Here is a 12,799-nt window from a genome sequence, read left to right as displayed (position 1 = left end):
GAGCCCTGCACCATGCCCCCACCGCGCCGCCAACCCACGCCCAGCGTCCCGCCCGCCGCCCCCCGACACATTGCTGTGGTGGGGGCCGGCATGGCCGGCATCGCCTGTGCCCGCACCCTGGTGCAAGCCGGCCACCGCGTCACGCTGTTCGAGAAAAGCCGCGGCGTGGGCGGGCGCATGGCCACCCGCCGCAGCGATTTCGGCGGTTTCGACCACGGCGCGCAATTCTTCACCGTGCACGATGCCCGCTTCCAGCGGGCGCTGGACACGGTGCCCGGGCTGCTCCAACCCTGGCGGGTGAACACGGTGCGGGTACTCGACCACCTGGGTCAGACCATGGCCAGCGCCCCGCCACCGCGCGACGCCCATTGGGTGGCCACCCCCGGCATGAACGCCTTGCCCCAGGCCTGGGCCGCGCCCCTGGCCGACGGCAGCCTGGCGGCGCAGACCCTGCTGGAGACCCGGGTCAGCCGCCTCGAACCCGACGTCCTGTCGCCGCTGCGCTGGCAGCTGCGCACCCAGGGCCCGCAGGACGCGCAGCAGGTGCACGGCGGTTTCGACCAGGTGGTGCTGGCCTTGCCCGCCGCACAGGCCGCGGACCTGCTGCGCGCCAGCGACCTGGCCCAGCCCTGGCACACCGCGCTGCAGGCGGTCGACACCGCGCCCTGCTGGACCCTGATGATCGCCTTCCCCCAGGCCATGCAGCCCGGCCTGTCCGGCTTCGGGCCACGCTGGCACGCCGCCCGGGGCGAGCACCACCGCATCCGCTGGCTGGCGCGGGAAACCAGCAAACCCGGGCGCAGTCCGGTGGAACGCTGGACCGTGCAGGCCAGCCCGGCCTGGTCGGCCGAGCACCTGGAAGACGACCCCGACCGGGTGAAGGCCAAACTGCTCAAGGGTTTCGCCGAGATCACCGGCATCCGCGCCCAGCCCAGCCACGCCGAAGTGCACCGCTGGCGCTACGCGCAAACCCAGGCCCCGCTGGGCAGCGCTTTCCTGTGGGACGCGCGCCAGGGCCTGGGCCTGTGTGGCGACTGGTGCCTGGGGCACCGGGTGGAGCACGCCTTCATCTCGGGCCTGGAACTGGCGTTGGCCATGGCATGACGCGGCCCCCCGCGGGCTACCGCGGCCGCTTCGCCCCCTCGCCCACCGGCCCGTTGCACGCCGGTTCGCTGGTCGCGGCCCTGGCCAGCTGGCTGGACGCCCGCGCCCACCACGGTGCGTGGCGGGTGCGCATCGAAGACGTGGACCTGGGCCGCTGCGTGCCGGGCGCTGACCGCGAAATCCTGCGCCAGCTGGCGGCCCTGGGCCTGGTGGGCGACGCCGAACCGGTCTGGCAGTCGGCCCATGGCGAACGCTACCAGCAAGCGCTGGACCATTTGGTGTCTGCCAGCCTGGCTTACCCCTGCGCCTGCACCCGCAAGGACATTGCGCAGGCGCTCGCGGCCCAGGGCTGGGCGCACGAGCGCCACGTGGAGCGCCCCTACCCCGGCACCTGCCGCCCCGAACTCGGGGGCCTGCGGGGCCGGCCCGGGCGCGCCTGGCGGCTGCACGTGCCGGCCTGTCTGCGCGCCACCCACACCCCCAGCCCGCTGGTCTGGCACGACCGCCGCCTGGGTCCGCAAGCGCAAGACGTGGCCGACACGGTGGGCGACTTCGTGCTGCGCCGCGCCGACGGCCTCTGGGCCTACCAACTGGCGGTGGTGGTGGACGATGCCGACCAGGGCATCACCCACGTGGTGCGCGGCGCCGACCTGACCGACAACACGCCGCGCCAGATCCTGCTGCAGCGCGCCCTCGGGCTGCCCACGCCACAGTACCTGCACACCCCGCTGGTGCTGGGGACCGACGGCGAAAAGCTGTCGAAACAGCACGGCGCCCCGGCGCTGGACGTGAGCGCCCCGCTGACCGCCCTGAACACCGCCGCCCAGGTGCTGGGCCTGCCGGCGCAGCACGGCCCGCTGGACCAGGCCCTGGCCACGTGGACGGGACACTGGGCCCAGACCTGGGCGGTCCCCCACCGCCCCGCCTGAACCCGCACCCCTGCACCGAACTGGCCAGCCCCGCCCCGGGTGCCTACAATGCCGGGCTGTGAACGCTACCCCTGCCCCCTTCCCCACCGCCTCGGCGAACGCGCCCACCCCCGACCAGCCCAGCGCCGACGGCGCAACGGCCCCGGCCAGCGTGGCCCACCCCAAGACCATCAAGAGCTTCGTCAAACGCGCCGGCCGCACCACCACCGGCCAGGCCAAGGCCTTCGCCGACCTGGGTCCGCGCTTTGTGCTGCCCTATGCGCCGCAGCCGCTCGACGCCGCCAGCGCCTTTGGCCGCAGCGCGCCGCTGGTCCTGGAAATTGGCTTTGGCATGGGCGAAGCCACCGCGCACATCGCCCGTGTGCGTCCGGACGACAACTTCCTCTGCTGCGAAGTGCACGAGCCCGGCGTGGGCGCGCTGCTCAAGCGCATCGGCGAGCAGGACATCGCCAACATCCGCATCCTGCAGCACGACGCGGTCGAGGTGCTGGACCACATGCTGCCCGAGGCCACCCTGGACGGCGTGCACATCTTTTTCCCCGACCCCTGGCACAAAAAGAAGCACAACAAGCGCCGCCTGATCCAACCGCCGCTGGTGGCCAAGCTGGTCAGCCGCCTGAAACCCGGCGGCTACCTCCACTGCGCCACCGACTGGCAACCCTATGCCGAACAGATGCTGGCGGTGCTGAGCGCCGAACCGGCCCTGGTCAACACCGCCGCCGACGCCGGCCTGGGCGGCTACGCGCCTCAGCCCGACTACCGGCCGCTGACCAAGTTCGAAAACCGTGGTCTGCGCCTGGGCCACGGCGTGTGGGACCTGGTGTTCCGCCGCCGGACCTGACGCGTTGGCGCCGCCTTTCGCCGCCCCGGCCATGACCGACGTTGCCCCCTGCCCCCCCGATTGGCTGGACGGCCTGGACGCGCTGGCGGCCCAAGCCATTGGCTTGTCCGACCCGAACCCGCGGGTGGCGTGCCGACTGGTCACCCGCAACGGGCAGGTGTTTGAAGGGCACACCCAGCAGGCCGGCGGCCCGCACGCCGAGGTGGTGGCGCTGCGCGCCGCCCAGGCCGCTGGGGCCGACCTGCGTGGGGCCACAGCCCTGGTCACGCTGGAACCCTGCAGCCACCACGGCCGCACCCCGCCCTGCTGCGAAGCGCTGATCGCCGCCCAGGTGGGGCGTGTGGTCGTGGCCCTGCCCGACCCCAACCCGCTGGTGGGCGGCCAAGGGCTGGCGCGGCTGCGCGCCGCTGGCATCGACGTGCACCTGCTGGCCCCGCAACACCCCCTGGCCGTGGCCAGCCGCGAGCTGAACATCGGCTTTTTGAGCCGCATGGAACGCGGCCGGCCCTGGGTGCGGCTGAAGGTGGCGGCGTCCTTGGACGGCACCACCGCGCTGGCCAACGGCGTGAGCCAGTGGATCACCAGTGAAGCCGCACGCACCGACGGCCACGCCTGGCGCCAGCGCGCCTCGGCCGTGCTGACGGGCATCGGCACCGTGCTGGAAGACAACCCCCGGCTGGACGTGCGGCTGGTGTCCACCGCGCGCCAACCGCTGCGCGTGGTGGTGGACTCCCGGCTGGAGATCGCGCCGACCGCGCGCATTCTGCCGCCACCGGGCGAGGCGCTGGTCTACACCGCCAGCGACCCGGCCGCCACCGCCGCCCAGCGCGCCGCGCTGGCGCAAGCAGGCGCCACCGTGGTGGACTGTCCCGGTGCCCCCGGCGCTTCGGGCAGCCACCCCAAGGTGGATCTGGCCGCGGTGCTGGCCGACCTGACCCGGCGTGGCGTGAACGAACTGCACCTGGAGGCCGGTCACAAGCTCAACGGCTCCTTCCTGCGCGAAGGGCTGGTGGACGAACTGCTGCTCTACCTGGCGCCGCAATTGCTGGGCCCCGGCGCCGGACTGGCGAACATCGGCCCGTTCACCGCGCTGGACCAAGGGCCCAAGCTGGCTTTCCACGAGGTGACGCCCGTGGGGCCGGACCTGCGGGTGCGCGCCCGCTTCCTGCGCTGACCTCGCCCACCCCCGAAAGCCACCATGGCCCACGTGCCCAAAAACGCCGCCATCCCCATGCGCGACGGGGTCTCGCCCAGTTGCGTGGCGCTGCCGCGCATGCGCGTGGCGCCCTGGCCCACGCTGCTGGACTTTCTGGCCGAGCGCCTGCCGCGCGTGCCGCGCACCGAATGGCTGCAGCGCCTGCAGGCCGGTGAGGTGGTGGGCGACGACGGCCAAGTGCTGCTGCCCGACGCGCCTTACGAGAACGGCGCCCGCGTGTACTACTGGCGCGCGCTGCCGCAGGAGCCGGCCATTCCGTTCGAAGAAACGGTGGTGTTCCAGGACGAACACCTGGTGGTGGCCGACAAACCGCACTTTCTGCCCGTCACTCCCGGTGGGCGCTACGTGCAGCAAAGCCTGCTGGTGCGCCTGAAAAAACGGCTGGACCTGCCCAACCTCAGCCCGCTGCACCGCATCGACCGCGAAACCGCCGGGCTGGTGGTGTTCAGCGTGCGCCCGCAAGACCGCGACGCCTACCAGCGCCTGTTCCGCGAACGGCGCATCGATAAGACCTACGAAGCCATCGCCCCCGCTGCGCCGCACCTGGCCTGGCCGCAGACGCGCCGCAGCCACATTCTGGAGTGCGAGGACGCCTTCTACAAAATGCGCGAAGCCGCGCCGCACGAAGGCCTGCCCGACAACAGCGAAACCCACATCCACCTGCTGGAGCAACGCGGCCCGTGGGCGCGCTACCGGCTGGAACCCGTGAGCGGCAAACGCCACCAGTTGCGCGTGCACCTGCACGGCCTGGGCCTGCCCATGGTGGGCGACCAGTTCTACCCGGTGGTGCGGCGCGCGCCGGGCGAGGCCGAAGACTTTGCCGACCCGCTGCGCCTGCTGGCCCAGGCCATCGCCTTCACCGACCCGGTGACCGGCGCGCCACGGCGCTTCGTCAGCCCGCGCCAGCTGGACTGGCCCGACACCCCATGAAGCCCCACGCCCGCCAACCCGGCATCGACACCCTGAAGGTGCTGGCGTCGCAAATCATCGTGCTGCACCACCTGTCGGCCTACGGGCCGGTGGCCGAGGCCATGGAACACGCCGCCCCGGCCCTGATGGACTGGCTCTACGGCTACGGCCGCATGGCGGTGCAGGTGTTCCTGGTGCTGGGCGGCTACCTGGCCGTGCCCAGCCTGATGCCGGCCATGGCGGGCGGTGTGTCGGCCCTGGGGCTCAGCCTGTGGCGGCGCTACCTGCGGCTGGCCCCGCCGTTCCTGGTGGCGCTGGCGCTGGCCATGGCGGCCGCGGCCGTGTCCCGCCCCTGGCTGAGCGCCGACCTGGTGCCCGAGCACCCCTCGCTGGACGAATGGCTGGCCCACGCCCTGCTGCTGCAGGAGGTGATGGGGGTGGAAGCCCTGTCGGCCGGCATCTGGTACGTGGCCATCGACTTCCAACTGCACGCGCTGCTGGCCTTGCTGCTGTGGTTGGGGCAACGCGGCGGGCAAGCGCGCACGGCACAGGCGCTGGTGCTGGGGGTGGCGGCCGCCTCCCTGCTGTGGTGGAACCGCGCCCCGGGGCTGGACGACTGGTCGATCTACTTCTTCGGCGCCTACGGGCTGGGGGTGATGGCGCGCTGGTCCGGGCAATGGCCACAGGCGTGGGCCCGGGGTGCGTGGCTCGCCGGCCTGGTCGTGCTGGGCACGCTGGCCCTGCTGCTGGAATTCCGACACCGCATCGCCCTGGCGCTGGCCGTGGCCCTGTGGCTGGCCACCGCGCAGCGCTGGGCCTCCTGGCGCCTGCCCTTGCCCTGCAGCCTGGGCGCGGCGCTGCACGCGTTGGGGCGCTCGTCGTACGCCTTGTTCCTGGTGCATTTTCCGGTGCTGCTGCTGGGCAACGCGCTGTTCGCGGCCCTGGAGCTGAGCGGCCCGGCGGCCGGGGTGGCGTTGTTCCTGGCGGTGTGGGGCGTGAGCGTGCTGCTCGGCTGGGCATTCGAACGCTGGGTGGAGGCGCCGCTGGGGCGGTGGATCAAATCCCGGGTTTGATCCACCGCCCCAGACGCTGAAAATGAAGTTTTTGGGATATGAATGTCCATGTGATGCTCCCAATCCATGGGATACGGGCACCCCAAACGGTGCTTGTGCAGACTTCCCCTACAAACACATCCCGCTCCCCCAAGTTGGTCAATCAATTGCGTGATGAGGTGCGTCTGAGACGCGATGGCCGGTCCACGAAGCGGCAGTACGTCCATTGGGTCAAGCGTTTCGTTCTGTTCTACGGCAAGTGCACCCCAAAGACTTGGGGCCCCATGAGGGGGATTCTTTCTTGACCCGCTTGGCGGTGGATGGTCAGGTATCGGCCTCTGCGCAGAATCCACCGGTTTTATCGACCTTGCTGTTTTTGTAGTCGGTGGTGCTGATATGCTGACTCCCTCTATGCAAGCCCACCGCACCTACAACACCGGCCTGATGTGGTTCCGCCGCGACCTGCGGGCCGCGGACAACGCCGCGCTGTACCACGCGCTCAAACGCTGTCAAAAGGTGTGGTGCGTGTTCGTGTTCGACACCACCATCCTGCAGCCGCTGCTGGACCGCGGGCTGGTGGCCGACCGGCGGGTGGAGTTCATCCACGAATCGCTGATCGACCTGGACGAGCAGTTGCGCGCCCTGGGCCGCTCCAACGGCGCCGAGGGGGTGGGGCTGATCGTGCGCCACGGCGCGGCCAGCGACGAGATTCCGCGCCTGGCCGCGCAACTGGGCGTTCAGGCGGTGTTTGCCAACCACGACGACGAACCCGCCGCCCAGGCGCGCGATGCCCAGGTGCTGGGCGCGCTGGCCCACGGGGGCGCGGTGCTGCACACCTTCAAGGACCATGTGATTTTCGAGCGGCACGAGGTGCTGACGCAGAACGCCCGGCCCTTCACCGTGTTCACGCCGTACAAGAACGCTTGGCTGAAGGCGTTGACCGACTTTCACCTGAAGGCTTACCCGGTGGAACGCTACGCCGACACGCTGGCACCCTGCCCGGCCCACACGCCACCCGGCGTGCCCGCGCTGGAGGACCTGGGCTTCGTGCGCAGCAACCTGCGCGAACTCAAAGTCCGCACCGGCAGCCGGGGCGCCCAAGCACTGTTCGAGGACTTTGCCAGCCGCATCGACCACTACCACCAGGCGCGGGACTTTCCGGCCGTCAAAGGCCCCAGCTACCTGAGCGTGCATTTGCGCTTTGGCACCATCAGCATCCGTGCGCTGGCAGGCGTGGCCTACGTCATGCACCTGCAGGGCCTGGCCGGCGCCAGCACCTGGTTGAGCGAACTGGTCTGGCGCGACTTTTACCACCAGATTCTGGCCAACTTCCCACACGCGGTGAGCGGCGCCTTCAAGCCCGAGTACGACGCCATCCGCTGGGAACGTGGCAAGCACGCCGACGCGCTGTTTGCCGCCTGGTGCGAGGGCCGCACCGGCTACCCGCTGGTGGACGCCGCCATGCACCAGATCAACCAGACCGGCTACATGCACAACCGCCTGCGCATGGTGGTGGCCAGCTTCTTGACGAAAGACCTGGGAATCGACTGGCGGCGCGGCGAGGCTTACTTTGCCGACCACCTGATCGACTTCGACCTGGCGGCCAACAACGGCGGCTGGCAGTGGGCCGCATCGAGCGGCTGCGACGCGCAGCCCTACTTCCGCATCTTCAACCCGGTGAGCCAGAGCGAAAAGTTCGATCCGCACGGCAAGTTCATCCGCCGCTACCTGCCGGCATTGGCCGGGCTGCCCAGCCACGCGCTGCACGCGCCCTGGCTGGCCAAGCCGGTGGAACTGGAGTCGGCCGGGCTGGTGATCGGGCGCGACTACCCGGCGCCCGTGGTGGACCACGCGGTGGCGCGGGCGCAGACGCTGGAACGCTACGCGGTGGTGAAAAAAGGCTGAGTCAGCCCCGGGGCGGCTCGGGCTGGGGCGCCAGCCGTGCGTAGGCCGCCACCAGCGCCAGCAGTTCCTCTTCCGAGTAGGGCTTGCCCAGGTAGTGGTCCACGCCCATGGCCTGGGCGTGGTCGCGGTGCTTGTCGGCCAGGCGCGAGGTGATCATCACCACCGGCAGGTCGGCCCACTGGGGCTCGTCGCGCAGGTGGCGCACGAACTCGAAGCCATCCATGCGCGGCATTTCGATGTCGCACAGCACCACCACCGGCGCTTCTTCGCGCAGGCGCTCCAGGGCCTGCAGGCCGTCGGAGGCCAGGGCCACGCGGTAGCCCTCGCGCTTGAGCAGGCGCTGGGTGACGCGGCGCACGGTGATGGAGTCGTCCACCACCAGCACCAGCGGCGCCTGGCCGGCCGCCCCCGGGGCGGTGTGCGGCAAGGCCGGGGCCACCGGTACCGCGCCCTGGATGCCCTGCGCCCGCTGGCTGCGCACCCAGGCCCGGGCCGCGTCGCCGTACAGCGAGGCCAGTGCCACCGGGTTGTAGATGAGCGCCACCGCGCCCGAAGCCAACACCGTGGCTCCGGCCAGGCCGGGCAGGCGCGCCAGTTGCGGCCCCAGAGGTTTGACCACCACCTCCTGGTGGCCCAGCACCTCGTCCACGTGCCAGGCCACGCGCTGGCCGGCGCTGTAGAACTCCAGCACCGGCCAGCTGCGGGCGGCGTGGGCCTGCGGGTCGGTGCTTTCGGTGGACAGCGCCAGCAAGGCGCCGGCCCAGAAGAAGGGCATGAGCGTGGGGCCTTCGCGCCACTGGCCGCTCACATACGCCGCGGTGAGCTCGGGCGCATGTGCGCGGCGCACCGCCTCTACCCAGGGGGCGGGCACGCCGAAGGTGAAGTCGCCGACGCGCAGCATCACCACCTGGGTGACGGCGGTGCTCAACGGCACCACCAGGCGGAAGCCGGTGCCTGCGCCAGCCGGGGGCAGGTATTCAATGCGGCCGCCCAGGCCGAGCACCTCGGTGCGCACCACGTCCAGGCCGATGCCGCGGCCGGCGGTTTCCGTCACCTCGGTGGCGGTGCTGACGCCGGGGGCGAACATGCAGCGCACCGCCTCGGCTTCGGTGAAGGGCGAGGCGGACGGCACCAGGCCCAGGGCCACGGCGCGTTCGTGCAGGCGCGGCAGGTTCAGGCCGGCGCCGTCGTCGGCCAGTTCCAGCGCCAGGTCGTTGCCGCTTTGGTGCAAGACCAGGGTGACGTGACCTACCTCGGGCTTGCCCGCGGCATGGCGGTCGGCCGGGGGTTCGATGCCGTGCGCCACCGCGTTGCGCAGCAGGTGTTCCAGCACCGGGGCCAGGCGTTCCAGCACGCCACGGTCCACCTCCACCTCGGCGCCTTGCAACAGCAATTCGGCCTGCTTGCCCGAAGCGTCGGCGGCCTGGCGCAGCACGCGGTGCAGGCGTTCGGCGAGCGAGTCGAAGGCCACCAGTCGGGTGCGCAGCAGGTCGCGCTGGAGTTCGCGCGTCTGGCGCGCCTGAGCGGCCAGGTTGCCCTCGGCGCCTTCCACCGCGCGCTGCAGGTGGTGCTGCACCGTGGCCACGTCGTTGACCGATTCGGCCAGCAGCCGGGTCAGTTCCTGCACCCGGGTGTAGCGGTCGAATTCCAGCGGGTCGAAGCGCGGGTCGGTGTCGCGGTTCTGGGCCAGCCGCGACTGCATCTGGGTTTCGGTCTGCAGCTCCAGGTCGCGCAACTGGCTGCGCAGGCGCTCGATGTTGCCCGACATGTCCTTGAATGACTGGCGCAGGGCGCGCATGTCGGTTTCCAGCCGGCTGCGGGTGAGCATCACGTCGCCGGTCTGGGTCATGAGCTGGTCGAGCAGATCGGCGCGCACGCGCACCGTCACGCCCGGGCCGGCCGGCGCCTCTGGCCGCAGCGGCGCGGCGGGCTGGGGCAGGCCTTCGGGCGGCAGCAGTTGCACCCCGTCCACCACGGGCGCGGACTGGCCCGCCGGTGCCGGGGCGAAGGCGGCGCGCAACCCGTCGAAACGCGCCACCAGCGCATCCAGCGCGGGCAGCAGCGGGCGCACCTGCTCCGGCGCGCCCGGCACTTCGGGCAGGGCGAGCACGTCGGCTTCCAGTTGGTGCGCGAGGTCGCCCAGGCGCAGGGCGCCGGCCAGTCGGGCGCTGCCCTTGAAGGTGTGCAGGTTGCGCAGCACCTCGGCCCGGGCGCTGGTGTTGTCAGGGCGCGAGGCCCATTGGCGCAAGGCCGAGCCCAGGCGCGGCAGCAGTTCCTGGGCTTCGTCCTCGAACACGGCGAACAGGTCGGTGTCGAGCCGATCGATGACGGGGCCGGGCAGCGGTGACGCAGTCCCTGGCATGGACGGCGGCCAGGCTGCGGGTGCGGCTGCGGCGGGCGGTGTCGGCGGCGGAACCCGTTCAGCAGGGGGTGCCTGGATGGCAATTGGGGGCGCCGGCTCGGCGGGCGGGGGCTCGGTCGGGCTGGGCGCGACAGACGCCGGCTCCGCTGCCGGTGCGGGGGCCACCTGTGCGGCCGTGGCCACATCGGCCAGGAGGGCCAGGGTGTCGTCGCTCGGGTCCTTGAGGAAGCCGGCCGCGAACTGGTGCAAGAGGTGGCGGGCCTCGTCGGCCGCGGCCACGAGCAGGGCCACTTCGACCGGTGCCAGGGCGGCGCCGGCCGGCAGGGCCTGGGTGCGGTCGAGCGCGTGCTCCAGCCCACGGGCCAGGCGCGACAGGCCCATGTACCCCACCGTGCCGGAACCTCCGGCCAGGGAGTGGGCCAGGGCGGACAGTTCCGCAGGCAGGGCCTCGTCAGGAGTGAGTGCCCACTCCGACAAGCCGTGGCTGAGCCGACGCGACCATTCGTCCGCCTCGTTCAGGAAGACGTTGTACAGCTCCAGATCGATGCACAGCGGCCCAATGACCTTGACCGCCTCCTCCAGCACCGGCGGCGCGTCGGGCTCTGGCTCTGGCTCTGGCGGCAGGGGGGCGGCCGGCGCGGACCAGGGACGGTATTCGCCGTGCAGGCGCAGGGCGTCGGCGCTGACGCGCAGGGGGGCGGGGTCGACGGCGTCGGCCTCGGACCGCCCGGCCGCCAGGGCATCGACCCATTCGGCCAGCCGGGTCAGGGCCTGTTCGCACAGGGCCAGCAACTCCGGCTGGGCGGGTCGCTGGTCGGCGAGCCAGGCGTTGAGCAGCTGCTCCAGCGCCCAGGCGGCTTCGCCGACCTGGGCCAGACCGACCATGCGCGCACTGCCCTTGAGGGTGTGGAAGGCGCGGCGCAAGGCGGTGAGGTCGGGCAGGCTGGCCGGCTGGCCGCGCAGCACGTCCAGGGTGGCGCGGGCGTGGACGAAGACCTCGCGGGCCTCTTCGCTGAAGATGGCCAGGAGTTCGGCGCCGTCGTCTTCAGGCTCGGGGGCTTCGTCGACACCTGCGGCGGGAATGTCTGGACCGGCCGATGCCGGGGCCGGGGCGGTGGCGGTCTGGGGCGGCACCGCAGGCAGTGCCTCGGGCGTGGGTGCGGCAGGCACCGGGACTTCGACCGCGTCGGTCGGGGGGGTGGGCCCCAGCAGGGAGCGCAGGCTCTGGGTGGCGGGGTCGAACACAAAGCCATCGCGGGCCAGATCGGGCTGGCGGGCCAGGGTGTCGAACAACCACCCCAGGGCGCTGAGGTTGGGGGCAAGGCGGGTCGCCGCGGTCCGCACCGCGGCGGCGTCGGGCCCGGGGGACTGCGCCCAGCCGGCCACCTCGGCACGCAGGACCTGCAAGGCCTCGGCCGCCGCGTCCAGGCCCAGCATCTGGGCGACGCCGGCCATGGCTTCGGCCTGGGCCGGCACGTCGGCCAGGCCCGGTACGCTGGCCGCGACCCCATCGACCGGGTCTGCGCTCTGGGCACGGCGGACCACGGCGTCGAGCGCCGCTTCCACGGCCGCCAGTTCGTGGTGCAGCTGGGCCACGACATGGCCCAGGGTCTGACGCTCGCTGAGGCGGCGGTACAGCGCCGTCATCCACGGCTCGGCCGCCGGGGCGGGCTGCCCGTCCAGCGCGCCCCGCAGGCGTTGGGCCAAGGTCTGGTGGCGGGCGGCCAGGGCGGGGTCGAGCGGGTCGAAATCGTCGAGTTCGGCGCCCAGGCACAGGAGACTGTGGGACGCTTCCAGCGCCAGCCCGGCCGGCCAGGGCGTGCTGGCGGCGACCGTGGCGTGCCGCTGCACCACAGCCGCCCAGGCCTCGGCCAGGGGCTGGGCCGCAGGGTGCAGGGCCGGCAAGTCGGTGGACAGGGCCCCCAGCTGTTCGCAGGCGCGACCCAGGGCCTGGGCGTCGCCTTCGGTCCACAAAGCCCAGGCGCGCTGGGCCGCGGCCACCGCTTCGCGCAGGCGGACCAGCAAGGCGGGGTCGGTCAGGCCCAGGGCCTGGCGTTCCCAGTCCCAGCGCTCGGCGGCGCGCCAGCCTTGGGCCATCCACAGGGCTTGCAGCGCCGGGGCGGCACTCGGGTCGGGCACCTGGGCCTGGGCCGCCAGGAAACACAGGTCGTGCGTCAAGGGCAGCAGCCCTTGCACTTCGCCCTGGCTCAGGTGGGTGTACTGCAGCAAGATGCTGGAGGCGGCGCGCTTGACGTAGACGCTGTCGGGCAGGCCACCCTGGGCCACGGCCTCGAAGTAGGCGGCCGCGGCCAGCCAGAAGTGGCGCTCGGCCGGCTCGGTGGCGCCGCGCGCCAGGCCGGCCGCCAGCTGGCCCAGGGGCGCTGCGGCGGCGGGGTTCAGGCTTTTGACGACCTGCAGCACCAGGCGGTCAAGGTGGGCGCGCACCGCCGGCCCGGGTACATAGGCCTTGCCGGGCGGGGG

General features: G+C 72.2%; 8 protein-coding genes. 7 read left to right on the top strand and 1 reads right to left on the bottom strand.

Going from position 1 to position 12,799, the window contains the following annotated elements:
• Window positions 1–12: 12 nt before the first annotated feature.
• From CON77_RS03740 to CON77_RS03710, 7 genes are all read left to right on the top strand, one after another.
• Window positions 13–1,104 (top strand): NAD(P)/FAD-dependent oxidoreductase, encoded by a 1,092-nt coding sequence (locus CON77_RS03740; protein ID WP_101047803.1) that lies wholly within the window; start codon window positions 13–15, stop codon window positions 1,102–1,104.
• Window positions 1,101–2,033 (top strand): tRNA glutamyl-Q(34) synthetase GluQRS, encoded by a 933-nt coding sequence (gluQRS, locus tag CON77_RS03735; RefSeq protein WP_101047802.1) that lies wholly within the window; start codon window positions 1,101–1,103, stop codon window positions 2,031–2,033. Before CON77_RS03740 ends, gluQRS begins: the two co-directional genes overlap by 4 nt.
• Before the next feature lie 58 nt (window positions 2,034–2,091).
• Window positions 2,092–2,874, top strand: coding sequence for a tRNA (guanosine(46)-N7)-methyltransferase TrmB (gene trmB, locus CON77_RS03730; RefSeq protein ID WP_101047801.1), 783 nt, complete (start codon window positions 2,092–2,094; stop codon window positions 2,872–2,874).
• A gap of 31 nt (window positions 2,875–2,905) precedes the next feature.
• On the top strand, window positions 2,906–4,048 hold the full coding sequence (ribD, locus tag CON77_RS03725; protein WP_101047800.1) for a bifunctional diaminohydroxyphosphoribosylaminopyrimidine deaminase/5-amino-6-(5-phosphoribosylamino)uracil reductase RibD: 1,143 nt from the start codon (window positions 2,906–2,908) through the stop codon (window positions 4,046–4,048).
• Between the two features lie 24 nt (window positions 4,049–4,072).
• Window positions 4,073–5,020 (top strand): pseudouridine synthase, encoded by a 948-nt coding sequence (locus CON77_RS03720; protein WP_101047799.1) that lies wholly within the window; start codon window positions 4,073–4,075, stop codon window positions 5,018–5,020.
• Window positions 5,017–6,072, top strand: coding sequence for an acyltransferase family protein (locus tag CON77_RS03715; protein ID WP_101047798.1), 1,056 nt, complete (start codon window positions 5,017–5,019; stop codon window positions 6,070–6,072). Before CON77_RS03720 ends, CON77_RS03715 begins: the two co-directional genes overlap by 4 nt.
• 375 nt (window positions 6,073–6,447) lie before the next feature.
• On the top strand, window positions 6,448–7,956 hold the full coding sequence (locus CON77_RS03710; RefSeq protein WP_232788392.1) for a cryptochrome/photolyase family protein: 1,509 nt from the start codon (window positions 6,448–6,450) through the stop codon (window positions 7,954–7,956).
• A 1-nt stretch (window position 7,957) separates the two neighbouring features.
• On the opposite strand, the gene CON77_RS03705 is transcribed toward CON77_RS03710, so the two are convergent.
• Window positions 7,958–12,763, bottom strand: coding sequence for an Hpt domain-containing protein (locus tag CON77_RS03705; RefSeq protein WP_232788391.1), 4,806 nt, complete (start codon window positions 12,761–12,763; stop codon window positions 7,958–7,960).
• Window positions 12,764–12,799 lie beyond the last annotated feature (36 nt).

The organism is Macromonas nakdongensis (assembly GCF_002837145.1).
Lineage (GTDB): Bacteria > Pseudomonadota > Gammaproteobacteria > Burkholderiales > Burkholderiaceae_C > Macromonas_B > Macromonas_B nakdongensis.
This window is presented reverse-complemented; position numbering and strand designations above follow the sequence as displayed.